General features: G+C 64.5%; 18 protein-coding genes and 1 pseudogene. 11 read left to right on the top strand and 8 right to left on the bottom strand.

The window, feature by feature from the left end:
• The first annotated feature begins 145 nt into the window (after window positions 1-145).
• The 3 genes and pseudogenes from FS665_RS04885 (at window position 146) to FS665_RS23870 (ending at window position 3,148) form a co-directional block, all read left to right on the top strand.
• Window positions 146-1,072 (top strand): LysR substrate-binding domain-containing protein, encoded by a 927-nt coding sequence (locus FS665_RS04885; RefSeq protein WP_145184269.1) that lies wholly within the window; start codon window positions 146-148, stop codon window positions 1,070-1,072.
• 177 nt (window positions 1,073-1,249) lie between these two features.
• Window positions 1,250-2,290 (top strand): annotated as a pseudogene (locus FS665_RS23875) (Cache 3/Cache 2 fusion domain-containing protein); the annotation flags it as partial.
• Complete coding sequence (locus FS665_RS23870; protein WP_371921229.1) at window positions 2,288-3,148, top strand: methyl-accepting chemotaxis protein; 861 nt, start codon at window positions 2,288-2,290, stop codon at window positions 3,146-3,148. The pseudogene FS665_RS23875 and the gene FS665_RS23870, both read left to right, overlap by 3 nt.
• A gap of 40 nt (window positions 3,149-3,188) precedes the next feature.
• On the opposite strand, the gene FS665_RS04875 is transcribed toward FS665_RS23870, so the two are convergent.
• On the bottom strand, window positions 3,189-4,574 hold the full coding sequence (locus FS665_RS04875; protein WP_145184263.1) for a VOC family protein: 1,386 nt from the start codon (window positions 4,572-4,574) through the stop codon (window positions 3,189-3,191).
• Between the two features lie 116 nt (window positions 4,575-4,690).
• The gene (locus FS665_RS04870) at window positions 4,691-5,581 is read right to left on the bottom strand and encodes a LysR family transcriptional regulator (RefSeq protein ID WP_145184260.1); all 891 of its coding nucleotides are present in this window, start codon (window positions 5,579-5,581) and stop codon (window positions 4,691-4,693) included.
• A gap of 134 nt (window positions 5,582-5,715) precedes the next feature.
• On the opposite strand from FS665_RS04870, the gene FS665_RS04865 reads away from it, so the two are divergent.
• Both FS665_RS04865 and FS665_RS04860 read left to right on the top strand, forming a co-directional pair.
• Window positions 5,716-7,206, top strand: coding sequence for an aldehyde dehydrogenase family protein (locus FS665_RS04865; RefSeq protein WP_145184257.1), 1,491 nt, complete (start codon window positions 5,716-5,718; stop codon window positions 7,204-7,206).
• 116 nt (window positions 7,207-7,322) lie between these two features.
• Window positions 7,323-8,609 (top strand): FAD-binding oxidoreductase, encoded by a 1,287-nt coding sequence (locus FS665_RS04860; protein WP_145184254.1) that lies wholly within the window; start codon window positions 7,323-7,325, stop codon window positions 8,607-8,609.
• Window positions 8,610-8,617: 8 nt separating this feature from the next.
• Here FS665_RS04860 and FS665_RS04855 read toward each other — a convergent pair whose 3' ends face one another.
• A complete protein-coding gene (locus tag FS665_RS04855) occupies window positions 8,618-10,045 on the bottom strand; it encodes a mechanosensitive ion channel family protein (protein WP_145184251.1) in 1,428 nt (475 codons plus the stop codon).
• A 220-nt stretch (window positions 10,046-10,265) separates the two neighbouring features.
• Here FS665_RS04855 and ycaC (FS665_RS04850) point away from each other — a divergent pair, with 220 nt between their 5' ends.
• The 4 genes from ycaC (FS665_RS04850) (at window position 10,266) to FS665_RS04835 (ending at window position 14,304) form a co-directional block, all read left to right on the top strand.
• Window positions 10,266-10,895, top strand: coding sequence for an isochorismate family cysteine hydrolase YcaC (ycaC, locus tag FS665_RS04850; protein WP_145184248.1), 630 nt, complete (start codon window positions 10,266-10,268; stop codon window positions 10,893-10,895).
• 114 nt (window positions 10,896-11,009) lie between these two features.
• Window positions 11,010-11,318: a hypothetical protein gene (locus FS665_RS04845; RefSeq protein WP_145184246.1), complete on the top strand. Its 309-nt coding sequence runs from the start codon at window positions 11,010-11,012 to the stop codon at window positions 11,316-11,318.
• A 40-nt stretch (window positions 11,319-11,358) separates the two neighbouring features.
• Window positions 11,359-12,177: an alpha/beta fold hydrolase gene (locus tag FS665_RS04840; RefSeq protein ID WP_145184243.1), complete on the top strand. Its 819-nt coding sequence runs from the start codon at window positions 11,359-11,361 to the stop codon at window positions 12,175-12,177.
• Window positions 12,178-12,321: 144 nt separating this feature from the next.
• The gene (locus FS665_RS04835; RefSeq protein WP_145184240.1) at window positions 12,322-14,304 is read left to right on the top strand and encodes an amidohydrolase; all 1,983 of its coding nucleotides are present in this window, start codon (window positions 12,322-12,324) and stop codon (window positions 14,302-14,304) included.
• A gap of 91 nt (window positions 14,305-14,395) precedes the next feature.
• On the opposite strand, the gene FS665_RS04830 is transcribed toward FS665_RS04835, so the two are convergent.
• From FS665_RS04830 to FS665_RS04815, 4 genes are all read right to left on the bottom strand, one after another.
• Window positions 14,396-15,664, bottom strand: coding sequence for an OprD family outer membrane porin (locus tag FS665_RS04830; protein ID WP_145184237.1), 1,269 nt, complete (start codon window positions 15,662-15,664; stop codon window positions 14,396-14,398).
• A gap of 111 nt (window positions 15,665-15,775) precedes the next feature.
• Entirely contained in the window at window positions 15,776-16,687 is a 912-nt protein-coding gene (locus FS665_RS04825; protein WP_145184234.1) for a LysR substrate-binding domain-containing protein, read from the bottom strand.
• Window positions 16,688-16,825: 138 nt separating this feature from the next.
• Window positions 16,826-18,613, bottom strand: a complete 1,788-nt coding sequence (locus tag FS665_RS04820; protein ID WP_145184230.1) for a monovalent cation:proton antiporter-2 (CPA2) family protein — start codon at window positions 18,611-18,613, stop codon at window positions 16,826-16,828.
• Between the two features lie 129 nt (window positions 18,614-18,742).
• The gene (locus FS665_RS04815; protein ID WP_145184227.1) at window positions 18,743-19,717 is read right to left on the bottom strand and encodes a GlxA family transcriptional regulator; all 975 of its coding nucleotides are present in this window, start codon (window positions 19,715-19,717) and stop codon (window positions 18,743-18,745) included.
• A 131-nt stretch (window positions 19,718-19,848) separates the two neighbouring features.
• Between FS665_RS04815 and FS665_RS04810 the strand changes: the two genes are divergently transcribed.
• Complete coding sequence (locus tag FS665_RS04810) at window positions 19,849-20,211, top strand: AraC family transcriptional regulator (RefSeq protein ID WP_145184224.1); 363 nt, start codon at window positions 19,849-19,851, stop codon at window positions 20,209-20,211.
• Window positions 20,212-20,285: 74 nt separating this feature from the next.
• Complete coding sequence (gene ycaC, locus FS665_RS04805; protein WP_145184221.1) at window positions 20,286-20,912, top strand: isochorismate family cysteine hydrolase YcaC; 627 nt, start codon at window positions 20,286-20,288, stop codon at window positions 20,910-20,912.
• A gap of 39 nt (window positions 20,913-20,951) precedes the next feature.
• On the opposite strand, the gene FS665_RS04800 is transcribed toward ycaC (FS665_RS04805), so the two are convergent.
• A complete protein-coding gene (locus FS665_RS04800; RefSeq protein ID WP_145184219.1) occupies window positions 20,952-26,009 on the bottom strand; it encodes an ATP-binding sensor histidine kinase in 5,058 nt (1,685 codons plus the stop codon).
• Window positions 26,010-26,075: the final 66 nt, after the last annotated feature.

Genomic DNA, 26,075 nt, shown 5'->3' with positions numbered 1-26,075 from the left:
GGTCCTTTCCTGATTCGGATGAGCGAGCGACGATTCTGAGGCTTTGGTCAGGTTTATACAAAAGGATAAAAGCGATGCTTGCCATGAGTTCAACTCATGCCTAAAAATCCATCGCACGCCCCCTTGCTTCGATCAGCAGGTACCCATGTCTCGTCAACTGCCGCCCTTGTATGCGTTGCGCGCATTCGAAGCCGCTGCGCGGCTGAGTTCGTTCACCCGTGCCGGGGCTGAACTGTCGATCACCCAGAGTGCGGTAAGCCGGCATATCCGTACCCTGGAAGATCACTTCGCCTGCCGCCTGTTCGTGCGCAGCGGTCGCAGCTTGCAGCTGACCGAGGCGGCGCGAATGTTGCTGCCCGGCGTGCGCGAAGGGTTCGCTGCCCTCGAGCGGGCCTGCGATACCTTGCGCGGCGAGGACGACATCCTGCGCATGAAGGCGCCCTCGACCCTGACCATGCGCTGGCTGCTGGCACGGTTAAGCCGCTTTTGTCATCTGCAACCGGGAAACGAAGTGCAACTGACCAGCGCCTGGATGGACGTCGACCATGTCGACTTCAACCAGGAACCGTTCGATTGCGCGGTGTTGCTCAGCGACGGGGTGTTCCCGGCCGAGTGGGAGGTCCGTCGTCTGTTTGCCGAGTTGCTCATTCCGGTGGGCGCGCCGGATCTGCTGGGGCAGGGGCCATGGGACGAACGCCGCCTGGCGGCGGTCGAGTTGCTGCACCCCACCCCAGACAAACGCGACTGGCGCGAATGGCTGCAGCGCATGGGCCTGGCAGACAAGGTTTCGCTCAAGGGCGGGCAGGTGTTCGATACCTTGGAACTGGGCATGATCGCGGCAGCGCGGGGCTACGGCATTTCCATGGGCGACCTGCTGATGGTCGCCGAGGACGTGGCCCAGGGTCGCCTGAGCTTGCCCTGGCCGACGGCGGTGCCCAGCGGCATGGACTACTACCTGGTATGGCCGCGCACGCGGCCAGGTGGCGAGCGCTTGCGCCGTTTGAGCCGGTTCTTGCAGGACGAAGCGGCGGCGGTGGACCTGCCGGAGGTGGAGATCCTCCGTGCCCTCTGAGCAGCGGCTTGGCCTGAGAAAACGTTTGCGAATATCCCGGCCCGACACTCAAGTATTCGCCCGCGACGCCGATCTACTGGCACCAGCGTCCCGGAAGAGGACGCGTACTCCCCTCGATAACGAGCGGATGGTCTGCGTGATCAGGATGATCCCGGCCTCTTGCCAGGAGCTTTTTTCATGTCTCAACCGCGTGCCCGGATTGCCTCCCAGCTCGGTATCGCCCTCGCCATCGTGCTGGCGTTGGTGATTTCCGGCAGTACCCTGTTCGCCCTGCGTTCGCTGGACGACGCCAACCTCGCCACGCGCCAGGCCCACCTGGCCAGCGAAGCGCGCCTGTTGGCCGATCAGCTCGACACCTTTCATGGATCGCTCAAGGACAACACCCAGCGCCTGAGCGGGCTGTTCGAGCGCCGCTTCGCTTCGGGGCTGTCGCTGCACCCTGGCGAGAGCGTCGAGGTCGCAGGCGTGGTCACTCCGGCCTTGTACCTGGGCGAGCGCCTGCTGAACAACGACTTCCAGGTGGTCGACGAATTCCAGCAGATGACCGCCGGCATCGCGACCCTGTTCGTGCGCAGCGGCGATGATTTCGTGCGCATCAGCACCAACCTGAAGAAGCAGGACGGCACCCGCGCCATCGGCACCCAGCTCGACCGCCAGCACCCGGCCTACGCCAAGTTGCTGGCCGGGCAAATGTATGTGGGCCGCGCCGTGCTCTTCGAGCGCAACTACATGACCCGCTATGTGCCGGTCAGCGATGCCGGTGGACGGGTCATTGCGGTGCTGTTCGTGGGCTTCGACTACACCGACGCGCAGAACGCCCAGTTCAGCAACCTCAAGCGCTTTCGCATCGGTGAAACCGGCTCGCTGGCGATTCAGGACCAGCAGGGCCAGTGGTTGGTGCCGCCAGCCAATGCCGACCAGGACCTGTTCAGTGCCAGCGCGCCGTTCGCCGAGGGGCCGTGGACGGTGGTTGCCAGCATGCCCAAGGCCGAGATTCGCCAAGTGACCTGGAGCGTTGGCCTGCGCCTGGCCATCGGCAGCCTGTTGGCCATGCTCCTGGCGGTGGCCGCCACGCTCTGGCTGCTGCGGCGCAAGCTGCGCCCGCTGGATGACCTGGTGCGCCAGGCCGAGGCGTTGGGTGCGGGTGATCTGAATGCGCGGCTGAACGTCACCAGCCACGACGAGATCGGCCAGCTGGCGCGCAGCTTCAACCAGATGGGCGAGGCGCTGGCGACCATGGTTGCGCACATCCGCAGCGCCTCCGAGCAGGTCAGCAGCCGTGCCCGCTCGTTGTCCGGGTTGTCTGCAGGTGCCTGCGAAGGCATGGAGCAACAGTCTGGGGAGATCACCAGCATGGCCGGTGCGGTGGAAGAATTCAGCGCCACCTCGATGAACATTGCCGACAACATGGCCGGCACCGAGCGTATGGCCCGTGACAACGCCCAGCAGACGCGCATTGGTCGCGGCGCCATGGATGAAGCGTCCAGCTCGCTGCGCCAGATCGCCGAGGCGCTGGGTGGCACCGCGACCGTGATGGATAGCCTCGGCGCGCGCTCGCAGGAAATTGGCGGCATCATCAGCGTGATCACCGCCATTGCCGAGCAGACCAACTTGCTGGCGCTGAACGCAGCCATCGAAGCCGCGCGTGCCGGCGAGCAAGGCCGGGGGTTTGCCGTGGTCGCCGATGAGGTGCGTGGGTTGGCGGCGCGCACGCGCCAGGCCACCGATGAAATCTCCGGGATGATCACCAGCATCCAGCAGCAGACCGGGCACGCCATCACCACCCTGGAGCAGGGCAACCAGCTCATGCAGGAAGGCTTGCAGCGCAACGATAAAGTCGCCCAGGCGCTGGCACGCATCGATGAGCAGAGCCGCATGGCCGGTGAGCAGTTCACGGTGATCAGCACCGCCACCCAGGAGCAGAGCAGCACGGCCACGGTGCTCAGCCGCAACCTGCAAAGCATTGCCCAGGCCAACACCGAGCAGCGTGATGTGGCCAATGAACTGGCCTTCACCGCCAAGGAACTGGAAGGCCTGGCCGCGCAACTGCGTCAGGAAGTGGACCGCTTTCGCTGAGCGGGCTGGCTGGCAGCGCTGAGAGCCTGGGGCGCGCCCGTTAAAGCGACCCCAGGTTCAGCGCCTGGGCACAGGCCTGCAGCGAACGTCGCTCGGTCTGCGCATAGAGCGTCAGCTCGTCTTGCACCTGCATGCCCAAGGCCGCCTCGAAGGCTTCGCGATTGGCGTTACTGCCGTACTGCGTCTGCCCGTCATCACCCAGGTTGGACTGGAAGATCCCTGCCGCGCTGACCGGCAGGAAGTCTTCGTAGACCAGCGCCTCGAAGTGCACGTGGCCTGCGCCGATCAGGCCTTCCAGGGTCTGAGGCCGCCCAGCCTGCGCCCGCTCGGCCAGGCCCTTGTCGGTGGCAAAGTAGCGGAAATAGGCCAGCCCCTGCTCGCGCATCTGCGCCAGGTCATCCGGAAATTCAGCAAAGCTTTGTTGCAGCAGCGTCATGTAGCGCTCAGCGGTGGCTTCGCTCGGTGCGCCGCCTGATGCTGCGCGAGCAGCCTCCAGCAACCGGTCATAGAGCGCGCGGCCCTTGGGCGTCAGGGCTGCGCCACGCTGTTCGATTTCGCCGAAGCGGGCAGTGTGACTGCCCTGGGCATCGCTGAACGCGACCGCTTCCTGCAGCGCCTTGAAGCTGGTCTGGCGCAGCAGAATCGGGTGGCGACGGGCCGGCGGGCCTTCGATCACCGCCTTGGGCGTTATGCCCTTGGCTGGCATCCCGGCCTGGATCGCATCGATGTCCAGGGTGCGCGGCGTCAGGTGGTTGATATGCGGGCCGCGGAACGCCACGACATCGGCGATCAGCCGATGCTGGTCATGCAGTCGTCGGTATTGTTCGGCGCTCACCGTGGCGTCGCGGTGCCAGCGGAAGGTATGCAGCGCCTCTTGCACGAACGCTTGCGCATCGTCCGCCCTGAGCCCGCCGTCGCGTTCGGCCTGGGTCATCAGCGCCAGCGCCTGCGAGGTGAAGATCTCGCGCTCAGCCAGGATGCTGCGCGCCAGCTCACGCAGTTGCAGGTCATCGATCAATTCCAGGCGCAGCAGCGAGGTGAACACGCGAAACGGGCTGACATGCAGCGACTGCTCGTGCACGGCGCGAAACGCGGTGGAATGCACCGGCACGCCGGCTGAACTGAGGTCGTAATAGCCCACCGGCTGCATGCCCATCACGGCGAACAAGCGCGCCAACGTGGCCAGCTCTTCCGCGCTGCCAACCCGAATGGCGCCATGTCGCTCCTGGTCAAGACGTTCGACTTCGCCGGTCCAGCGCAAGGCTGCGGCTATTTCGGGCTGCTTGGCCATGACCTGTTGATTGATCTCGCTCACCAGCCCTAGCAACGTGCCGTACAGCGGCACTTCCTGTTTGTACATGAGCGACATGGCAGCAGAGAACTGCGCGCGGATGCTGTCTGGGCTGACGAAATCGTGGGCGGGCATCGCTAGCTTCCTGGATGGGTTCGGACCGTTACATGAAAGCTGGGAATGCACGTGGCCCACAAGCGAAAAAAAGTGCCGCTGTCATTCCATTTGTGATCGATCCCAGCGCATCCGCTTCACGCCTGAAGCTGCTGGCCAATCCATTGCACCAACGCCCGGACCTTGGGCACCTCCGCCGCATGCTCGGCATACGCCAGGTAGTGCTTGCCGGTACTGCGCATCGCGTGGTCCCAGGCAATCACCAGACTGCCTTCGGCCAGCTCCCTGGCCACTAGGTAGCGCGGCACCAGGGCCACGCCGCACCCGGCCTGCGCCGCACTCAGGGCCATGTAGAAGGTATCGAAGCGCGGCCCGTGGTAGGCGCTGACGCTGTGCAGGCCCAGCTCGAGAAACCACTCATGCCAAGCCTCTGGACGCGAGGTGCTTTGCAGCAGCACCAGGTCGGCCAGCTCGCTGGCGTCTTCCAGCGCGCGCCCGGCCATCCGTTCAGGGGCACACACCGGAACCACTTCTTCGTCGAACAGCTCGATGCACGTCGCACCTGGCCAGGTGCCCTGGCCGTAGAAGAACACGACATCCGCCGAGCCCTGCAGCAAGGCGAAGGGTTCCATCTCGTTGCGAATATCCAGGTGAATGTTCGGGTGCTGCTTACCGAAGCCCTTGAGGTGCGGAATCAACCAGCGCACGCCAAAACTCGGTTGAGTGGCTACCTTCAATATTTCGGTCTGCTCGCCATAGGTGAGGATGTAGCGGCTGGACATGTCGACCTGGGTCAGGATCTTGTTGACCTCTGCCAGGTACAGGCTGCCTGCCGGCGTCAGTTGCAGGCGGCGGCGAATGCGCAGGAACAGGTGGTGGCGCAGCATCTCTTCAAGCTGCGCCACTTGTTTGCTGACCGCGCTCTGGGTCAGGTGCAGCTCTTCAGCGGCACGGGTAAAACTCAAGTGACGGGCTGCAGCTTCGAAGCACTGCAGGGCGGTCATGGAAGGCACCAGGCGTTTGGACATAGCGTTCTCTGCGGCTTTGATCATTACCTCGCGGAATGATAAGCGGAATAAAGGTCGTTTGTTGCACAGCTGAGATCGGATTGATACTGATCCCACGGTTTTGAACCCTATCACCCGATGTAGGAGAAGCACGAATGGTTGCTGGATTGCTCGAGCGCCTCGGCGTTGCCGCCCAGGCCCACACTCAGGGCGACTACCCTGTCCATACGCCGATCGACGGCAGCCAGATCGCCTCGGTGCACTTGCTCGGCCAAGCCGAGACCACCGCTGCCATCGAGCGGGCCCACCGTGCCTTCGATAGCTGGCGCAGCGTGCCGGCACCGCGCCGCGGTGAGCTGGTTCGGCTTTTCGGCGAAGTGCTGCGCGAGCACAAGGCCGACCTGGGCGAGTTGGTGTCCATCGAAGCGGGCAAGATCACTCAGGAAGGTCTTGGTGAAGTGCAGGAGATGATCGACATCTGCGATTTCGCCGTTGGCCTGTCGCGGCAGTTGTACGGCCTGACCATCGCCTCCGAGCGCCCTGGCCACCACATGCGCGAAACCTGGCACCCACTGGGCGTGGTCGGGGTGATCAGCGCCTTCAATTTCCCGGTCGCGGTGTGGGCCTGGAACACCACCCTGGCGCTGGTGGCCGGTAACGCGGTGGTGTGGAAGCCTTCGGAGAAGACGCCGCTGACCGCCCTGGCGTGCCAGGCCCTGTTCGACAAGGCGTTAACCGCCTTCGGCGATGCCCCGGCAGGTCTTGCCCAGTTGGTGATCGGCGGCCGCGAAGCCGGCGAAGCCCTGGTCGACGACCCGCGCGTGGCCCTGGTCAGTGCGACCGGCAGCACGCGCATGGGCCGTGAGGTGGGGCCGCGGGTGGCGGCGCGCTTTGGCCGCAGCATTCTCGAACTGGGCGGCAACAACGCCATGATTCTCGCCCCGAGCGCCGATCTCGACCTGGCCGTGCGCGGCATTCTGTTCTCGGCCGTGGGCACTGCTGGCCAGCGCTGCACGACCTTGCGCCGGCTGATCGTGCACCGTTCGATCAAGGATGAGGTGGTGGCGCGGGTCAAAGCTGCCTATGCCAAGGTGCGCATCGGCGACCCGCGTAAAGACAACCTGGTCGGCCCGCTGATCGACAAGCAGTCGTTCGACGCCATGCAAGGCGCGCTGGCCAAGGCCCGAGACGAGGGTGGCGAGGTGTTCGGCGGTGAGCGCCAATTGGCCGAACAATACCCCAATGCCTACTACGTTTCGCCCGCCATCGCCGAGATGCCGGCACAGAGCGAAGTGGTGCGGCACGAAACCTTCGCACCGATTCTTTATGTATTGGCCTATGACGACTTCGAACAGGCCTTGCACCTGAACAACGAGGTACCTCAAGGGCTGTCGTCGTGCATTTTCACCACCGACCTGCGCGAGGCCGAGCGCTTCCAGAGCGCCGCCGGCAGCGACTGCGGCATCGCCAACGTCAACATCGGCACCAGTGGCGCCGAGATCGGTGGCGCGTTCGGCGGCGAGAAGGAAACCGGCGGTGGTCGTGAATCCGGCTCCGATGCCTGGAAGGGCTACATGCGGCGCCAGACCAACACCGTGAACTATTCGCGCGAGCTGCCGCTGGCCCAGGGCATCGTCTTCGACTGAAGCGCCAAGCTGCAAGCTGAAAGCAGTTCGTGGCCTCAATGCGATCCGCGCTCGCTTGCGGCTTGCAGCTCGAAGCCGCCAACCGGCGGCGTCCTTACCACTGCCGGAGCCGGGCCATGGCTGAATTGCGTCAACAATGCTTGTGGGAACATGTCAGCCAACCGAGCGTCGCCAGCCAAGCCTTGGCCGGTGAGCACAGGGCCGATGTCTGCGTGATCGGCGGTGGTATCACCGGGCTTTCGGCAGCGATTCACCTGCTCGAACAGGGCAAGTCGGTGATCGTTCTCGAGGCCTGGAAGGTCGGCCATGGTGGCTCCGGGCGCAACGTCGGGCTGGTCAACGCCGGCACCTGGATTCGCCCCGACGATGTCGAAGCGACCCTTGGACAGGCGCAAGGCAGCCGCTTGAACCAGGTGCTTGGCCAGGCGCCCGCCGAGGTGTTCGCCATGATCGAACGCCTGGGCATCGACTGCCAGGCGCAGCACAAAGGCACCCTGCACATGGCGCACAACGCCAGCGGCATCGCCGATCTGCAGGCGCGCCATCAGCAGTGGCGCCGCCGCGGCGCCGATGTCGAGCTGCTCACCGGCGCCCAGTGCCAGGCGTACTGCGGGACCGACAAGATTTCTGCCGCGCTGCTCGACCGCCGTGCCGGCACCATCAACCCCATGGCCTACACCCAAGGCCTGGCTGCGGCGGTGACGCGCCTGGGCGGCAAGCTGTTCCAGCAATCGGCGGTCGAAGGCGTCGAGCGCGAGGGCGATGCCTGGCGGGTCAAGAGCGCACGCGGTTCGGTACGCGCCGACAAGGTGGTGATCTCCACTGGGGCCTATACCGAAGGTGATTGGAGCAACCTGCAGAAGCAGTTTTTCCGCGGTTACTACTACCAGGTCGCGTCCAAGCCGCTGCACGGTTCCGCCGCTGACAAGGTCCTGCCCCATGGCCAGGGCTCGTGGGACACCCGCACCGTACTGAGCAGCATCCGGCGCGACGATCAGGGGCGTCTGCTGCTCGGCAGCCTTGGCCGGGTCGACAACAAGCCGGCCTGGTTCATACGGCGCTGGGCCGACCGGATCCAGAGCCATTACTACCCGCAGCTGGGCACGGTCGAATGGGAAATGCACTGGACCGGCTGCATCGACTTTACCCCCGATCACCTGATGCGGCTGTTCGAGCCAGCGCCGGGGCTGGTGGCCGTGACCGGTTACAACGGTCGGGGCAACACCACCGGCACCGTGATAGGCCGGGCATTTGCCGAGTTTCTGCTCAAAGGCGAGGCGAGTAGCCTGCCGGTGCCGTTCTCGCCGATGCTCGGTGTGCGGGCGCCGTCACTGCGTACCGCGTTCTACGAGTCGGGGTTCTCGCTGTACCACGCCGGCCAATGCTTGAGAGTGGTGCTGTAGCCAGCGGATCACCTGTGCAGCCAGCTGAGAAAGCCGCCTTTCTTGATTGAAAGCGGCTTTTGCAGCAGCAGCGACTCGCGGCTCTGGCGCCGGACATGCTGCAGCTTGGTCAATGCTGTCTGCACCTCACCGCGCTGCTTCAGGCAGCTCTGCACCTGGGCTTTTTCGATGCGGTACAGCACGCAGCTGGTCAGGGTGCGAAATTCCGCCAGCGACTGCTCTTCATCGATGATGCCCTCGATCCCCAGCACCTCGCCCGGACCCATGCGCCCGGCTTCCAGCAACGTGTCGCCATCGCGCACCGAAGCCGACACCACACCGCTGCCGATCACCAGCAGATGTTCGGAGGTCGCGCCGACCTCGAGGATGACCTGGTCGGCCAAGTACTCCACGGTGGTCATGCGCTGGCTCAGGGCATCGCGCTCTTCGTCGCTCAGCGAGCGGAACACCCTGACCTCATCCAGCACTTCACGCTGGCGGCTGCGTGGCGCAGTGGCCAGGTCGACGTTCCACATCACGCCGCTGGCCTCAAGGTGGCGGTGCGCGAGGTCGAACAGCTGATTGCGGGCATCGGTCTTGCCGGCCATGTCGGCGATGAAGCCGCTGGCTTCGTATTCCACCGATTCCAGTGTCGAGGTCTTGACCGACACCTTGGGCTTGGGAGTGGCAAGAATAGCGCTGGTGCCTTGCAGGGCCTTTTCCAGCGCATCGAATACGCGCTTGGGGCGGATCTTGGCCGGTACCACCACGCTGATCGCAACACCGTGCACATCCGGCGGGCGGCTGTGGTTGAGCAGGCGCGCCTTGGCCGCTACCGAGTTGGGAATCACCGCCAGGCTGCCACTGCCCGTCAACAGGCGGGTGGCGCGCCAGTCGATGTCCAGCACCTTGCCCTCGGTGCCGTCGATGGCGATCGAATCGCCGATCTGATAGGGCCGCGTGGTATTGAGCACGATGCCGCTGAACACGTCGGCCAGGGTGCTTTGCAACGCCAGGCCGATGACGATGGCCATCACCCCGGAAGTCGCCAGCAGGCCCTTCACTGGCAGTTGCAACACGTAGCCTGCCGCAGCGACGACGGCCACCAGAAAGATCAGTGCCCCCAACACGTCTTGCAGCAAGCGTCCGCCATGGCTGCCACGGGCCACCAGCAGCAGGCCGAAGACCACCGTCACGGTGCGCGCACCGAACAGCCACCAGCCGATGGCCAACACCGTGGCCATCAGGTTGCGCGGCACATCGTCTGGCCAGGGTGGCGGCTGCAGCGGGCTCATACCGGCTGCCACCAAGACCATGCTGAAGAGCAGGAATATCACCAGTCGGGCACCGATACGCCAGGCGCGGCGCTGCATCGGTATCAGTTGCCAGAGTATGAGGTCGAGCAGGATCAGGGCGGTGCCGAGCAACAACGGGAACGACTGGATGAACGCCAGCATGATGGTCTCGGAAGAGCAGGGGAGGGCTTGCGTAGTAATAGTGCAGGTTGCTCGGCCAGGCAATGGGGCGAGCAAAAGCCGGGTGATGCCATCGTTCGCCAAATGGAACGCTAAAGCCAAAAACTGCTATCTACCGCACCAAAGGGTTAGCTTTTAATCTTCTCCCATCAACGCGAAACACCCAACTCACTGAATACCGAACCCCTTAGGAGCAACCGCCATGACCCCATTCAAATACAACCGCCTGAACAAAGACGACGCTGCTGTGCTGCTGGTCGACCACCAGGCTGGGCTGCTGTCCCTGGTCCGTGACATCGAGCCAGACGCCTTCAAGAATAACGTCCTGGCCCTGGCGGACCTGGCCAAGTTCTTCAACCTGCCGACCATCCTCACCACCAGTTTCGAGCAAGGTCCCAACGGCCCGTTGGTGCCGGAGCTCAAGGCGCTGTTCCCGGACGCCCCTTACATCGCTCGCCCTGGTCAGATCAACGCCTGGGACAACGAAGACTTCGTCAAGGCGGTCAAGGCGACCGGCAAGAAGCAACTGATCATCGCCGGTGTAGTGACTGAAGTGTGCGTGGCCTTCCCGGCGCTGGCAGCCCTGGAGGAAGCGTTCGAGGTCTTCGTGGTCACCGACGCCTCCGGTACGTTCAACGCCATGACCCGTGACGCCGCCCATGACCGCATGAGCCGTGCCGGCGCGCAGCTGATGACCTGGTTCGGCGTGGCGTGCGAGCTGCACCGCGACTGGCGCAACGACATCGAAGGCCTGGCCGCGCTGTGCTCCAACCACATCCCCGACTACCGCAACCTGATGACCAGCTACAACGCCTTCAACGCCAACAAGTAAGCCACGTAGCGGGCGCCGCCAGTCGGCGCCCAGCCAGCGCAGCACACCCATTCAATCCTCCGCCCGTCCGCCGTTGCACAGTGGATGCGGGCAAGCTCATCCCAAGGAACGCCGATGAACACCGCACTCCACGCCAAACCCGAAGTGGTCACCGTCTGCCTGCAGCACCAGGTGCTCGACAACACCCATGGCGCCAGCGCAGCGCAGCCACCTCGCTGGAAGCAGGCCCTGCTGACCTACCTGGTGATCTGCCCGATGACCATGATCGTTCCGCTGCTGCTGGCGCCGTTGTTCGCGCGCTTCCCGCAACTGGGCGGGGCCATCAGCGGCAATCTGATCGTCAACCTGTTCGTCATCCTGCCCGTGGTGTTCTACATCATGCCGTGGGTAACCCGCCGCTGCGCCAACTGGCTGCGCGGCTGAGCCAACGCCTTCATTTCGCCACCTTCAAGGAGCTACCGACATGACCACTCTCGTTACCCGCGACGGCACTTCGATCTACTACAAGGACTGGGGCACTGGCAAACCGGTGCTGTTCAGCCACGGCTGGCCGCTGGATGCCGACATGTGGGACTCGCAGATGGAGTTCCTGGCCAGCCGCGGCTACCGCGCCATCGCTTTCGACCGCCGTGGGTTCGGCCGCTCGAGCCAGCCGTGGAGCGGCTACGACTACGACACGTTCGCTGACGACATCGCCGAGCTGATCGAGCACCTCGACCTGCGCGAAGTGACGCTGGTGGGCTTCTCGATGGGCGGCGGGGATGTCAGCCGCTACATCGCCCGGCATGGCAATGAGCGGATCGCAGGCCTGGTATTGCTTGGTGCGGTCACGCCCGTGTTCGGCAAGCGCGACGATAACCCCGATGGTGTCGATTCGTCGGTGTTCGAGGGCATCTGCGCTGGCCTGCGGGCTGACCGTGCGCAGTTCATCGCCGACTTCGCCACGCCGTTCTATGGCCTGAACCATGGGCAGCAGGTGTCCCAGGGCGTGCAGACGCAGACGCTGAACATCGCCTTGCTGGCATCGATCAAGGCCACCCTGGATTGCGTCAGCGCGTTCTCGCAAACCGATTTCCGTCCGGACATGGCCAAGATCGACGTGCCGACCTTGGTGATTCACGGTGACGACGACCAGATCGTGCCCTTCGAGACCACCGGCAAACGGGCGGCGCAGCTGATCCGCAACGCCGAATTGAAAGTCTATGCCGGCGCCCCCCATGGCTTCGCCGTGACCCATGCGCAGCAGCTCAACGAGGACTTGCTCGCCTTCCTGCAGCGCTAACGGCACGCCGCATGGCCCTGCCGGCCCAGCGCCTGGGCAGGGCCGATCTCGCCGTAGCCACCGCACATCCATGCAAGCCCTGAATGTGCCGCAGCCGGCATGCTGCACAGCTGTCCCAGCCGCCGCATCCAGACGGAGATCACCATGTCCCAGGACCGCAACGACAAGACCCGTCGCCAGTTCCTCGCCACCAGCACCGTACTGGGTGCCGCCGGCGCACTGTGGTCGGCATTGCCCTTTTCCGGGCAAGCCGGTTCTGCTTACGCATCCAACCAAGGAGGTTCCATGACCGCCGATCTGATCCTGTTCAACGGCAAACTGCACACCGTTGATCGCGAAAAGCCCACCGCCACCGCCGTTGCCATCAAGGACGGCCGCTTCATTGCCGTGGGCAGCGACGCTGAGGCCATGGCTCACAAAGGCAGCGCCACGCAGATCGTCGATCTCAAGCAGCGCACGGTGATCCCTGGCCTGAACGACTCGCACCTGCACCTGATCCGTGGCGGCTTGAACTACAACCTGGAGCTGCGCTGGGAAGGCGTGCCGTCGGTGGCCGATGCCCTGCGCATGCTCAAGGACCAGGCGGCGCGCACGCCGACCCCGCAATGGGTACGGGTGGTCGGTGGCTGGAACGAATTCCAGTTCGCCGAGAAGCGCATGCCGACCTTGGAAGAAATCAACCAGGCGGCGCCCGATACCCCGGTGTTCCTCCTGCACCTGTATGACCGTGCACTGCTCAACCGCGCCGCCCTCAGGGCCGTTGGCTACAGCAAGGACACGCCCAACCCGCCGGGCGGCGAGATCCAGCGCGACAAGTTCGGCAACCCGACCGGCATGCTGATCGCCCGGCCCAACGCCATGATCTTGTATGCCACCCTGGCCAAGGGGCCGAAGCTGCCGCTCGAATACCAGGTCAACTCCACCCGCCAGTTCATGCGCGAGTTGAACCGCCTGGGCCTGACCAGCGCCATCGATGCCGGCGGCGGCTACCAGAACTTCCCCGACGACTACGCGGTGATCCAGGAATTGGCCGACAACGATCAGTTGACCGTGCGCATCGCCTACAACCTGTTCACCCAGAAACCCAAGGAAGAGCTGGACGATTTCCGCAAGTGGACCTCCAGCGTCAAGCTGCACAGCGGTACCGACTTCCTGCGCCACAACGGTGCTGGCGAAATGCTGGTGTTCTCCGCTGCCGACTTCGAGGATTTCCTCGAACCTCGTCCAGATCTGCCGCAGACCATGGAGCAAGAGCTGGAACCTGTGGTTCGCCATTTGGTCGAGCAACGCTGGCCGTTCCGCCTGCATGCCACCTACAACGAATCGATCACGCGCATGCTCGACGTGTTCGAGAAGGTCAACCGGGACATCCCGTTCAACGGCCTGCCGTGGTTCTTCGATCATGCCGAAACCATCACCGCGCAGAACATCGAGCGCGTGCGCGCGCTGGGCGGCGGCATCGCGATCCAGGACCGCATGGCATTCCAGGGTGAGTACTTCGTCGACCGCTACGGGGCCAAGGCGGCGGAGCAGACGCCACCGATCAAGCGCATGCTGGAAATGGGGGTGCCGGTGGGTGCTGGCACCGATGCCACGCGGGTGTCGAGCTATAACCCGTGGACCTCGTTGTACTGGCTGGTCAGTGGCAAGACCGTGGGCGGTATGGAGCTGTATCCGGAGGGTCTGAGCCGGGACACCGCGCTGCAGCTGTTCACCCAGGGCAGTGCCTGGTTCTCCAGTGAGCAAGGCAAGAAAGGTCAGATCAAGGTCGGTCAGCTGGCCGACCTGGCGGCGCTGTCGCTGGACTTCTTCAGCGTCGATGAAGAAGCGATCAAAGGCATCGAATCGGTGCTGACCATCGTCGACGGCAAAGTGGTCTACGCCGCTGCTGAATTCGATCGCCTTGGCCCGCCACAGGTGCCGGTGCTGCCGGAATGGTCGCCGGTGGCCAAGGTGCCTGGGCACTGGCGGGTAGGCACGCCTTCACTGGCGGCAACCGTGCACCAATGTTCCGGCCCCTGCGGTGTGCATGCCCACAGCCACGACAAGGCGCGGCAATCTAGCGTTCCGGTCAATGATTTCCAAGGCTTCTGGGGTGCCTTGGGCTGCTCGTGCTTTGCCTTCTGAGCCAGGATGAGTACAGGGCCGCGTTGCGGCCCTTTTTGTCGCGCACTGCCCAGGCAGCTGGCGACAGGGCGGCGATTACAGCGCCGTGGGCTCAGAAACGGCCAGTCAGCGGGTACTCGATAATCAGGTAGAGGCGATCGATGTCGTCGCCAGCCTGTGCACGGTTCGCGCGGTGGCTGACGTGCGATAACGCCACGCTCAAGTCTTTGGCAGCCCCTGCCTGCACCACGTACTTCAGGTCGATATCGCGTTCCCAGTGCTTGCCGCCTGCGCCGTACTGGCCTGCGTAGACGCCGCCTTGCGGCGCGTGGCTACCGTCAATGCCGCGACCGCTGACGTAGCGTCCCATCACGCTCAATCCGGGCACGCCGAAGAAGGTGAAATCAAGGTCATAGCGCAGCTGCCAGGAGCGCTCGCCGGGGCCGTTGAAGTCGGCGTACTTGATCGAGTTGGCCAGGTAGATGGAATCGCCCCCGACAAAATCGAACGGTGTGTCGCCGTCGATCTTCTGATAGGCCAGGCTCACCGCCTGCGCACCTGCGTGGTATTTGCCCAGCAGGCTGTAGGCCAGGGTATCGATCGCCCCCGCGCTGGCGTTGCCGGTATCGCGGGTCCTGTAGAGGTTGCCATCCAGGCGCCAGCGGCCCTCGGTCCAATTAAGGTTGAGATAGGTCTGGCGCCAGGTGTCCTGCAACTGCCCCACATACAGCGCCCCGCCATAGGCGCCGCCAGGCACGAACGTCGCACCCGCCAGGCTGATGGCGTGGCCATGGGTACTGGCGCCGTAACCCTGGAAATCATCATGGCGCGAGCTGTCGTCCTGATTGTTGAAGGCGCCGAAGCGCCCCGCCTGCAGGTGCCAATCGGGCAGATCATCATTCTCGATCAGCCAGCCGGTCGCATATTCAGGGTGCAAGCGTTTGTCGCCGGTATCGAACACTGGCGTTTCGACCATCATCTCGCCGTAGCGCAGGCGGGTGCTGCCCAGGCGCAGTTTCAACGCACCCCCGGCGCTCGCGTAGTCGGAGGCGGCGCGGCCGTCGCTGTCGCGTGGCAACAAGCCTGTGCCGGCATGGCCACGACCGCCGTCGAGCTTGACGCCCACAAAACCATGGGCATCCACACCCACACCCACACCCAGCACGCCGTCGGTAAACCCCGAGCGGACCTCGCCGATGAATCCCTGCGCCCACTCCTGGCGGTAGTTCTGGCCACTGGCGGAGGGTGAGCGAAAATCGCTGTGCAAAAAATAGTGGCGGCTGAGCAGCGACCAGCCGGGCTCCTCGGCATGGCCGACGGCCGGGCAGAAGACAAGGGTGGCGAGCAGGGCACGGCCTGGGCCGGGGGTTGCGCGGATCATGACGGCTCCGGGAACGATGAACCGAAACTGTCGGCCAAGGGGCGACCGAAGGTCTTGTAAGGGTGTGCTGGTCGCAGCGCAACGATGCCCCTCGGTCGAGGGCATGCAGGCTTATGCCATGTCGCTGATGGCGAACTCTTCGGCCAGATGGTCGATCAAGGCGCGCACCGATGGCAGCAAACCGCGCCGCGACGGAAAGATCGCATGGACGATGCCGCAGCGCGGGTGCCAGTCCGGCAGCAGCTCCACCAGACGGCCTGCGGCCAGGTCTTCGCGCACCGCCACCCGCGGCAGGTGAGCGATGCCCACGCCTGCCACCACGAAGTGGCGCAAGGCGAACAGGTCATCGGTCACCATGCGTGGGGTATGCGGTATGACGATGCTGTGGCTGCTGTCTTCACCCTGGAACAGCTCCCAGTGATACTCGCGCTGGACGCTGCCCCAATGCACGCTGGGCAAGGTGCTGAGCAGTTGCGGGTCGAAGCTTTCAGGCAGCCGTTGCAGGTACTGGGGCTGGCCCACCAGGCACTGGGTGCTGTTGCTCAGCACCTTCATCACCATGTCGGTGTTTTCCAGCGGCGGAAAGCGCACGCGCAGGGCGATATCGAAGCCCTCGTGCAGCAGGTCGACGCGGCGGTTGGTGCTTTCGATGAACAGTTCGACCTGGGGATACTTGAGCATGTAGCGGGTCAGCATCGGCCCGACCCAGGAATTGAGCAGGGTGGTCGGGCAACTGATGCGCACCAGGCCGCGTGGCTCGCTGCGGTTGCGCTCGATGATCTCGGCCGCGCCCTCGGCTTCCACGCGCATGGCCAGGCAGCGGTTGTAGTAGGCCTGACCGATCTCGGTAAGCGAACAATGCCGACTGGTGCGGTGCAGCAGGCGCACGCCCAGCCGCTCTTCCAGATCGGCGATGCGCCGGCTGAGCTTCGACTTGGGCATGTCCAACGCGCGCCCAGCAGGCGCAAAGCCACCGTGTTCCACGACCTGGGTGAAGTAGTAGAGGGAGTTGAGGTCTTCCACGGGCGATTCCTGGCTAACGAAGCTTGACGCAATGAGCGCAGTTTAACCGCAGTTGCGAAATCTCCTACAGAGTGTGCGGAAGGCGTAAAGACGCCAAAGCTTGAGGCCAAATAACCCGACTGATATTCGCCTGAAGGGTCAGTCCCTGTCCGAGGCGAACAACCGCTCCAGTTCGACCCGCGCTTCCTTGGCGGTCTGCATCACCTTGGCGCGGTCGTCGCGCACCAGCCCCTGGGCCACCAGCACTTCCTCGTCGTGCTGGGCGAAGCGTCGAATGCGGTCGGTCGCCTGGGCCTCGCTCAAGCCCAGGCCGATCAGGGCACGGCGGCTCATCTCCAGGCTGGAATAGAACATCTCGCGGATCGGTTCGGCGCCGACATCCGCCAGCTTGTGCACATGCTGGCGATTGCGCGCGCGGGCCAGCACTTTCAGGTGCGGGTACAGGCGCTTGACCCGCTCAGCGGTGTGGATGGCGGCATCTGGGTCATCGATGGTGATGATGAAGTACTCCGCTTCACCGACCTTGGCCGCGTGCAGCACTTCCGGGCGCAAGGGGTCGCCGTAGAACACCGGCACCTGCTCGAACATGCGCGTCATCTCGATGGCGTCCACCGAGGTTTCCAGGGCGATGAACGGAATCTGCTGGGCCCGCAGGATGCGCGCGACGATCTGGCCCATGCGGCCCATGCCGACAATCACCGCCCTTGGCGTACCGGCGTCGATGGCCTTGTAGTGCTCAGGCACTTGCGCAGGGGCTGGCGGGCGCTTGAGCAGACGTGCGCCGCCCAGCATCAGCAACGGCGTGATGGCCATCGACAGGGTAATGGTCATCAACAGCAGGTCGTAGGTCTGGGCGTCGAACAAGCCCTGGTCCTTGCCCAGCTTGAACACCACGAAGGCAAACTCGCCGCCGGCTGCCAGCACCACGCCCAGGCGCAGGGCGCTGGCCTGATTCAGGCCACCGGCCAGGCGGCCGATGCCCATCAGCAACAGCAGTTTGACCGTCACCAGCAGCAGGGTCAGGCCCAGCAGCACCAGCGGCATGTCCAACAGCAGGCGCAGGTTGGCGCCCATGCCCACGCTCATGAAAAACAGCCCCAGCAGCAAGCCTTTGAAGGGCTCGATCTGCGATTCCAGTTCATGCCGGTATTCCGAGTCGGCCAGCAGCAGCCCAGCCAAAAAAGCCCCCAGAGCCATGGAGATGCCAGCCTCTTCCATGAGCCAGGCGGTGCCGATCACCACCAGCAAAGCGGTGGCGGTCGAGACCTCCGGCAGACCGGTACGGGCGACGATGCGAAACAGCGGCCGCAGCAGATAACGGCCGCCGACGATGACCACGGCAATGCTGGCGAACACCTGCACAGCGTGCTGCAGGCTGTCGCCATGGCGGGTGTCCGGGCCGCTGGCGGCCAGCAGTGGCACCAGGGCGATCAGCGGAATCGCGGCGATGTCCTGAAACAGCAGAATGGCGAATGCCAAGCGCCCGTGCGGGGCATTGAGCTGCTTGGTTTCGGCCAGACTCTGCAAGCCCAGCGCGGTAGACGACAGCGCCAGTCCCAGGCCCAGCACGATCGCCGCAGCCAGCGATTGGCCAAAGCCGAACCAGGCAATGGCGCCGATCAGCGCGCCGGTCACTGCCACCTGGGCCGTGCCGACGCCGAACACGGATTTGCGCATCAGCCACAAACGCTTGGGTGATAATTCCAGGCCGATGATGAACAGCAGCAGGACCACGCCCAGCTCGGAAATGTGGGCAACGCTTTCAGTGTCGCGAATCAGCCCCAGCGCTTGGGGGCCGATGGCCACGCCGGCCAGCAGATAGCCGATCACCGCGCCCAGTTGCAGGCGCTTGGCCAAGGGCACGGCGAGCACGGCGGCGAGCAGAAAGATCACTGCGGTTTGTAGAAGGCTGCCTTCGTGTGGCATTGGCTCGTACTCCATGAGCTGCCGCGGCAGCGTGTGAACAGATAGACGAGCCATTCTGCGCAATGTGTCGATGCCAGACAATCTACCTGCTCGGAGAAACATTGTCCCTAATCAGCTGACAGTCCAGCCTCAGACCCCGCCGAATTGCGCTCGGTATTGGGCTGGGGTCATGCCGATGCGCTCGCAAAATACCTTGCGCATGTGCCGATCACTGCCGAATCCGCAGCGTGCCGCGACTACCTTCAGCGCTAACTCACTGCCCTCGAGCAGCTTGCGCGCCTGGTCGATGCGCGCGTTCTGCAGGTACTGCAAGGGCGTGATGCCGACCTCGCGCTGAAAGGTGCGAGCGAAGTTGCGCCCGCTCATGGCCACCATCTCGGCCATTTTCTGCACGGTGTAGGCCTGGTCGATATGGTCGACGATATACGCCTGCACCCGCGCAATCGGTGAGTCGTCGCGCGGCACGGCGGCGAGCAGCGGCCCGTATGGCGTCTGCCCGCCCTGGCGATGGCGCGCCACCAGTAGCACTTTGGCCACTTCCAGGGCCAATGCCTTGCCGTGGTCCTCGGCAACGACGGCCAGGGCCAGGTCGATACCGGCGGTGATGCCGCCAGAGGTGATCAGGTTGCGGTCCATCACATAGATCTGCTCGGTTTCGACCTGCGCCTCGGGAAACATCCGCGCCAGGCGCTCGACGTAGTTCCAGTGGGTGGTGCAGCGATACCCGCCCAGCAGCCCGGCCCGCCCGAGCAGGAATACCCCGGTGCAGATCGCCCCGAAACGCCTGGCCTGGCGCGCAGCCTGGCCTAACCAGTGCTCCAGTTCAGGCAGGGTGATGTCGTAGGCACCGGGCCCGCCAGGCACCAGCAACAGGTCGACGGCGCCCGGCAGCGCCGCCAGTGGCAGATCGGCGACCACCTGCAACCCGCACGAGCCACGGATCGCGCCGGGTTCGCAGGCGACGGTGAGCAGGCGATAGCGCTGGTCTTCAGGCAGGAAGCGATTGGCGATGGCGAAAGCATCCATCGGCCCGGTCACGTCCAGCAATAAGACATTGTCGAACAGCACCATGGCGACGGTGCGATGAGCGCGATTTTCCTGCATGCCGCTAAACCTTCTATACCTGTAGCGGAGCATCTTAGGCCAGCAGTGCCAATTAAGAAAAATTCAGTTTTGGCTTAGGACTTTGTAATAAGTAGGCAGCGAAACTTTCCCTAACGAACAGGAGAGTCGCCATGCACCACGGCCCGTCCCATGCGCTTGCGCCAACCCCCGGCGCCTTGACCCCGGCGCGCTTGCGCCAGGCCAAGGAACTGATGCTGCGCAGCTCGCTGTCGATCATCGAGATCGCCAGCGTCTGCAACCTTACCCGCAGTCACTTCTCCCGCGCCTTCAAGGTCGCCACCGGTCTCTCGCCGCAGGCCTGGCGGCTGCTGGCGCGCATGGAAAAGGCCAAGCGTCTGCTCGCAACCGAAGCGCCGATCACCCACGTAAGCCTGGAGTGCGGCTTCTGCGACCAGGCCCATTTCACCCGCGCCTTCAGCCGCCTGGTCGGCCAACCACCGAAGGCGTGGCGCCAGGCGCTGGGCCATTCTTAAAACGTCACTACCCGCCGGTATAACCCTGAGGAACAGGGCCGGCTGCTTCCCACCCCACCCAAGGAGTCATTGCAATGAGCCAAGCCGATTACAAGCGCCTTAATAAAGACGACGCCGTGGTGCTGCTGGTCGATCACCAGACCGGCCTGATTTCGTTGGTGCAGGACTTTTCCCCCAATGAGTTCAAGAACAACGTGCTGGCCTTGGGCGACCTGGCCAAGTTCTTCGGCCTGCCGACCATCCTTACCACCAGCTTCGAACAAGGTCCCAATGGCCCGCTGGTTCCAGAACTCAAGGAAATGTTCCCCGATGCGCCGTACATCGCACGCCCAGGCCAGATCAACGCCTGGGACAACGAAGACTTCGTCAAGGCAATCAAGGCGACCGGTCGCAAGCAACTGATCATCGCTGGCGTGGTTACCGATGTCTGCGTGGCCTTCCCGACACTGTCGGCGCTGGCTGAAGGGTTTGACGTGTTCGTGGTGACCGATGCTTCCGGCACCTTCAACCCGACCGTGCAACAGGCGGCGTGGGTACGCATGACCCAGGCGGGCGCGCAGATGATGAACTGGTTCTCGGTGGCGTGTGAGCTGCACCGCGACTGGCGCAACGATATCGAAGGGCTGGGTAACCTGCTGTCGCAGCGCATCCCCAACTACCGCAACCTGATGAACAGCTACGCGGCACTGACCGCACGCTGAGATGTACCGCTGCTGGCCTCGCCCCGGGGCCGGCAGCCGCTAAGCATCGGCACGGGGCAGGCTGAAGCGGATCCGGCAACCGCCAAGCGGTGCCTGCAGCGCCTGCAACTGCCCGCCATGGGCGCGCACCACCGAGCTGCAGATTGCCAGGCCCATGCCCAGGCCGTGGTGCTTGGTGGTATGGAATGCTTCGAAGACCCGTTCGCGGTCGTGCGCGGCGATACCGGGGCCGTTATCGTCGACGCATATCTGCACCTGCTCGCCGTGTAGCCTGGAGCTGATCTGCAGCACGGCGTCAGAGCGGTAACCGGCCAACGCCTCCAGGCCATTGGTGATCAGGTTGTACACCAGTTGCTGCACTTGCACCGGATCGGCCATGACCTTCAGGCCGGACAGCACCTGTGTTTGCACCTGCACCCCTGCGCGCGCCGCATCCGCCGAGGTCAGGCGCACCACTTCGACGATCAGTTCATCGAGCACCACCGCCTTGAGCTGCATCGGCGCCTGCTTGGCCAGGGCGCGCAGGGCACGGACGATGTTGGCGGCGCGCTCGCTGTCGTTGCGGATGTCTTCGAGGCCGGCGATCGCCTCCTCCAGATCAGGCCTCGGGCGTTTGAGCCAGCGCAGGCTGGCGGCGGCGTTGGAGGCGATGCCCAGCAGCGGCTGGCTGATTTCATGGGCGATCGATGCCGACAGCTCATTCATGACCTGCACATGCGCGCTGCGCGCCAGTTCAGCGCGTGATTGGCGCAGCTCCTCTTGAATCTGCGCGCGGGCTTGGTTGTCTTCGGCCAAGCGGGTATAGAACTTGGCGGTCTGCAGCGACACCGCGGCCTGGGCGGCGAGTATCTCCAGCATGGCCAGGCGCTGGCCGCCGAACAGGTTGGGCACCAGGCGGTTTTCCAGGTACACCAGGCCGATCAGTACGCCTTGGATCACCAGCGGCAGGCACAGCACCGAACGCGCCTGGCGTGCCTGCAGCTCCTGGCTGAAGGCGCCAGGGCAATCGTGCAGCGCATCGTTGAGCACCAAAGGCTTGCGGGTGCGCATGGTGGCGTTGATGACTGACAATGGCGCCTGGGTCATGAACTTCTGGCAGTTGTCCATGCTCACCTGCAGCCCGGCATCATCGATGTAGGCCAGGGCGGCCATCTGGAACTCGGCGCCACTGACGATCAGCAGCACACCGTGATCGGCGCCAGAATGCTCGGTAAGGTGGCCCATCAGCGTTTCGATCAGGCCTTCGAGCAAGACCTCCTCGGACAACGCCCGTGCCGCCTCGATACCGGCCTCAAGGTCGAGCTTGGCCTGCTGGTTGGAGCGATGGGTTTCCTGCACCGGCTGAGTGCGCAGGAACGGGTGCAGGGTTTCGAGCTGATGCACCTTGCCGGCAGCGCCCCAGAGATGAAAGCAGTCACGTGCGATGCGCAGGTGCAGGTTGGCGCCAGAGATCAATCCGCTGGGAATGCAGACCTCGGCCAGCTGTTCATGGGCCAGCGCCTGTTCGTGAATGAAGCCGGCGGCGGTCGCGGCAATCTGCGCCTGGTCGAAACAACGGATGGCCGCCAGGCCGTCACCGTCGAGCTTGGCGATCACGCCCTCGATGAGCAGCAGCTTGTTGCGAAAGGTGGTCGGATTGAACGCAGCCCAGCGTCTGAAGCGCTCGCGCAAACTGTACAGCTCGGCGTGTTTGGCCTCGAGGCTGCCGGGCGCCTCGGGAGTGCCCAGCGCCAGGCCGCGCAACAGATGGTAGTCGGCCAGATTGATGTGTCCGGGCACCGCCCAGGTATGCGCGCCCGCGCTGTCCAACTGCCGCAGGGCGTGGCGGGCGTCGCCCAGGTGGAACGCTGCCATGGCGCCGAACAGATGCTTGAAGAACAGCGTGGCGGGCGTAGTGGCCGCTGTCGGCAGGGCAGCCGCGCGGGCAACACCGCTGAGGTCGGCGACCAGGCATTGCTGAGCCTGCAGGATCTCGGCGATTTCCGGGTAACCATAACCATAACCAGCGACAGTGGCCAGGCCCTGTTGCACCTGCTCGGCGACGGCGGGCAACGGCTGCCCCATGAACAGCGAATCCGCGACCAGGTGCACCCAGGCATAACTGGTCATGGCCAGGTCGCCACTCACTCGCACTGATTCCAGCGCCTCGTGTGCAGTCCGATGTGCCAAGTCGATGGACGACGTCCAGGCGCTGACCTGTTCCAGGGCGAGCAGTGCGCTGGTGAGGTCGGTTTCCAGGCCGTGGCGCTCGATCAGTTTGAGCGCGGCCAGGCAATAGGCGTGGCCATCGTGGTAGCCGGCGAAGCGCTCTGCGACCATCACCCCATACCAGGCCATGCCATAGGTGCTGCCTGGCGCAACACCGTGCAGCAGCGACAGCTCCATCAGTTTGGCCAGGTGCAGAAAACAGATATCGTCCTTGACGAAAAACGACGACGACAACGTTGCCAGCAAGCCGATCGCGACCGCCACCTGTTCTGAGTCGGTGCGCGGCAATGACTCCAGGCAGTGCCGGCCTTTTTCGTCGATCAGGGCCTGGATACGTGCATGACTGGCCTCGACTTGCTGCGGGGCGAGGCCGCGCGGCAATTGAATGCCCAGCAACATCAGGCCGTCGAGAGCAACGCTGATGGCCTCCTGGTATTCGCCGCGCAGGCTATGCAAACGCGCCTGCAAGCGGCAGACCTGAGCCTGTTCCAGCGCTGAACAGGCCCGCAGGCGACAGCGCATCAAGGCATGCTCGGCGGCGAGCTTGCAGGGCATCTGCAGCGTGCATTCGGCGGCTATGCAGGCCATGGCAAAGCCATGGGTGGCGTGGCTTTGCGGGTTTTTCGTGTGGGCCAGGAACTGCTCGCAGGCGTGCAGGTAAGCTGCGGCCTGCTCATAGGCACCGCTGTCGCGTGAGCGCAGCGCCGCCTCGCGCAACAGGTACAGGCATGCTTCGTTGTCGGCCGCGGCAAACGCGCATGGGCTGACGCGTTGCAGCTGATTGGCCAGCTCGAAGAGTGCGTCCTGCAGGCCGCTGCGCCAGACCTGCAGCATGGCCTGGGCGATACGCGCGTGCAGAGACGCGCGCGCCTCGGCGGGGGTGAGCGCATAGGCGGCGTGCTGCACGCGTTCATGGGCGAACCCCAGGCCGCTCGGTCCTCGCAGCAGAAAGCCTGCGTCGATCAGCGCCCTAAGCGGCTCGCCGACCGGTACCGCGAGCAAGCGCTGCAGCAGCCGCTCATCGCAGCGGCTGCCTGCGGCGCTGGCGATTCGCAGGACGTCGCGCTGCGCAACTGGCAAGCGCGTCATGCGCCCGATGGTCAAGTCGGCGACATTATCGGCGTAGCGGTGCCGCGCCACCGCCTCCAGGGACCACGACCAGCGCATTGACTGGGCATCGAAGCTGAACAGCCCGTCCTCGACCATGGCTTTGAGTATCTGGTGAATGAAAAACGGATTGCCTGCGGTCTTGGTATGCACCTGCTCAGCGACCTGCCTGGCCTGCTCCGGGCTGACATGGTAGCGCTCGGCGATCAGCTCGGTGACGGCACCCACGCTCAGCGGGCGCAGCTTCAGCGCGGTGGCCTTCAGCGCTGCTGGCAAGGCAAGCGCAGCGCCGACCGCAGGCGCGTCGTCGCGCTGGATCAGGATCAGCAGCAGATTATCGGGTGTGTCGGCCAACAGCTGCCCCAGCACTTGCCGGCTCGCATCATCCGCCCAGTGGACGTCGTCGAAACACAGTACCAGCGGCTGGCCTGGCCGACTCAGCATCCGCAGCAACTCGACGATGGCGCGCTGCTCCTTGAGCAAGGCCAGGCGCGAGGGCTGTTCCGCTAGATCAGGCAGCGGACCGAGCACCAGTTGCAGGTCGGCTGCCAGCTTGCCCAGCAACCGTCCGTGGCCTTGACTGCGCTGCAGGAACTGCGCGCGCAGCTCGTCCAGCTCATCGCTGTTCTTGGCCAGCAACTGGGTGGTCAACGCACCGAGGATGTCTACCCAAGGCGCGTAGGGCACTGCTTGTTCTGGGCTCGAACATTTGCTGATTGCCCAGTAGCCGGCGCCGCTGGCTTTCAGGGCCTCGCTTACCAGGCTCGATTTGCCCATGCCAGCGGCACCGCTGACCAGCAGCGCTTGAGGCCTGCACGGGCGGCGCATGCCGTTGAGCAACAGAGCGATGGCCTGCAGTTCGGCGCTGCGGCCGTAGAGCCGCTCATGCTCGAGCGACACCGGGTCGGCTGCGCCGGGCTCGAACTGGGCAATGTGCTTGCCTGCTGCCCATTGCCGACGGCAGTGGGCCAGGTCCACTGCCAGGGCGCGGGCGCTCTGGTAGCGGGCATCCGGCTCCTTGGCCAGGGTCTTGGCCAGGATACGACTCAGCGGCTGCGGCACGCGGCTGTCGATGTCGCAGGCCTGGCGAGGTTGAACCCCGGCATGCAACTGCCGCCAGTGCTGCGGGTCGCGCCCGGCCAGCGGCAGCTCGCCGAGCAACAGCTGGTAAAGGATTGCGCCTAGGGCGTAGATATCGCTGCGTTGATCGTTGCTGTTGCCATGCGGGCAGACTTGCTCAGGGGCCAGATAAGCCCAATTGCCCAGCAGGTTGCCCAGGCCGCTGTGCAGCGCGGGGGGCTCGGCACGGAAGAAGCCCAGGCGCACCCGGTTGCCGGGCAGCAGGCGTACGTGCTGTGGCTGCAATGCCCCGTGCAACACCCCGCAGGCATGGGCCTGCGCCAGGGCATTGGCTGCGTTGAGCGCAATCTCGAAGAACGGCGTCAGCTCGGCGGGTCCGTGATCGAGCAGGTCGGCGATCGAGCGACCGCCCGGGTACACCAGCAAGGGTCCTTCGGCGGAGCGGACGAAGGCCGAAGGCAGCACCGCCCACTGTGGGTCCAGCTGCAGCCGGTAGTCACGCTCCAAGCGTTGGCAGGCAGCGGGTAGCTCGAGCGGCGCGCGTACCGCGATCCAGCTGTGCCCGGTGTCGCGGTCGAGCAGGCGAAAGTAGGCAAGCTCGCCTTCCTGGGCCAGTTGGGTGATGGCGCAACGATTCAACCAGGCGTCGTCGATCGACTGGTCGAAGTCGACCGGGCGCTGGGCGGGGCGCTCATCGAGCATCACGCACCTCCTGCTAGCGACATTCGAAATCCGAGTATACGCAGCAAGCCCAGCAACGATGCGGCC

It is taken from the genome of Pseudomonas sp. URMO17WK12:I11, from assembly GCF_007677725.1.
Taxonomy (GTDB): Bacteria; Pseudomonadota; Gammaproteobacteria; order Pseudomonadales; family Pseudomonadaceae; genus Aquipseudomonas.
The sequence above is the reverse complement of the archived record's forward strand: the minus strand, read 5'-3'. Positions and strand labels throughout refer to the sequence as shown.

Excerpts from the sequence above, each read along its gene's own strand:
- FS665_RS04885 (WP_145184269.1), top strand. The coding sequence starts at position 146 with ATGTCTCGTCAACTGCCGCCCTTGTATGCGTTGCGCGCATTCGAAGCC.
- FS665_RS23870 (WP_371921229.1), top strand. The coding sequence starts at position 2,288 with ATGGGCGAGGCGCTGGCGACCATGGTTGCGCACATCCGCAGCGCCTCC.
- FS665_RS04875 (WP_145184263.1), bottom strand. The coding sequence starts at position 4,574 with ATGCCCGCCCACGATTTCGTCAGCCCAGACAGCATCCGCGCGCAGTTC.
- FS665_RS04870 (WP_145184260.1), bottom strand. The coding sequence starts at position 5,581 with ATGTCCAAACGCCTGGTGCCTTCCATGACCGCCCTGCAGTGCTTCGAA.
- FS665_RS04865 (WP_145184257.1), top strand. The coding sequence starts at position 5,716 with ATGGTTGCTGGATTGCTCGAGCGCCTCGGCGTTGCCGCCCAGGCCCAC.
- FS665_RS04860 (WP_145184254.1), top strand. The coding sequence starts at position 7,323 with ATGGCTGAATTGCGTCAACAATGCTTGTGGGAACATGTCAGCCAACCG.
- FS665_RS04855 (WP_145184251.1), bottom strand. The coding sequence starts at position 10,045 with ATGCTGGCGTTCATCCAGTCGTTCCCGTTGTTGCTCGGCACCGCCCTG.
- ycaC (WP_145184248.1), top strand. The coding sequence starts at position 10,266 with ATGACCCCATTCAAATACAACCGCCTGAACAAAGACGACGCTGCTGTG.
- FS665_RS04845 (WP_145184246.1), top strand. The coding sequence starts at position 11,010 with ATGAACACCGCACTCCACGCCAAACCCGAAGTGGTCACCGTCTGCCTG.
- FS665_RS04840 (WP_145184243.1), top strand. The coding sequence starts at position 11,359 with ATGACCACTCTCGTTACCCGCGACGGCACTTCGATCTACTACAAGGAC.
- FS665_RS04835 (WP_145184240.1), top strand. The coding sequence starts at position 12,322 with ATGTCCCAGGACCGCAACGACAAGACCCGTCGCCAGTTCCTCGCCACC.
- FS665_RS04830 (WP_145184237.1), bottom strand. The coding sequence starts at position 15,664 with ATGATCCGCGCAACCCCCGGCCCAGGCCGTGCCCTGCTCGCCACCCTT.
- FS665_RS04820 (WP_145184230.1), bottom strand. The coding sequence starts at position 18,613 with ATGCCACACGAAGGCAGCCTTCTACAAACCGCAGTGATCTTTCTGCTC.
- FS665_RS04815 (WP_145184227.1), bottom strand. The coding sequence starts at position 19,717 with ATGCAGGAAAATCGCGCTCATCGCACCGTCGCCATGGTGCTGTTCGAC.
- FS665_RS04810 (WP_145184224.1), top strand. The coding sequence starts at position 19,849 with ATGCACCACGGCCCGTCCCATGCGCTTGCGCCAACCCCCGGCGCCTTG.
- ycaC (WP_145184221.1), top strand. The coding sequence starts at position 20,286 with ATGAGCCAAGCCGATTACAAGCGCCTTAATAAAGACGACGCCGTGGTG.
- FS665_RS04800 (WP_145184219.1), bottom strand. The coding sequence starts at position 26,009 with ATGCTCGATGAGCGCCCCGCCCAGCGCCCGGTCGACTTCGACCAGTCG.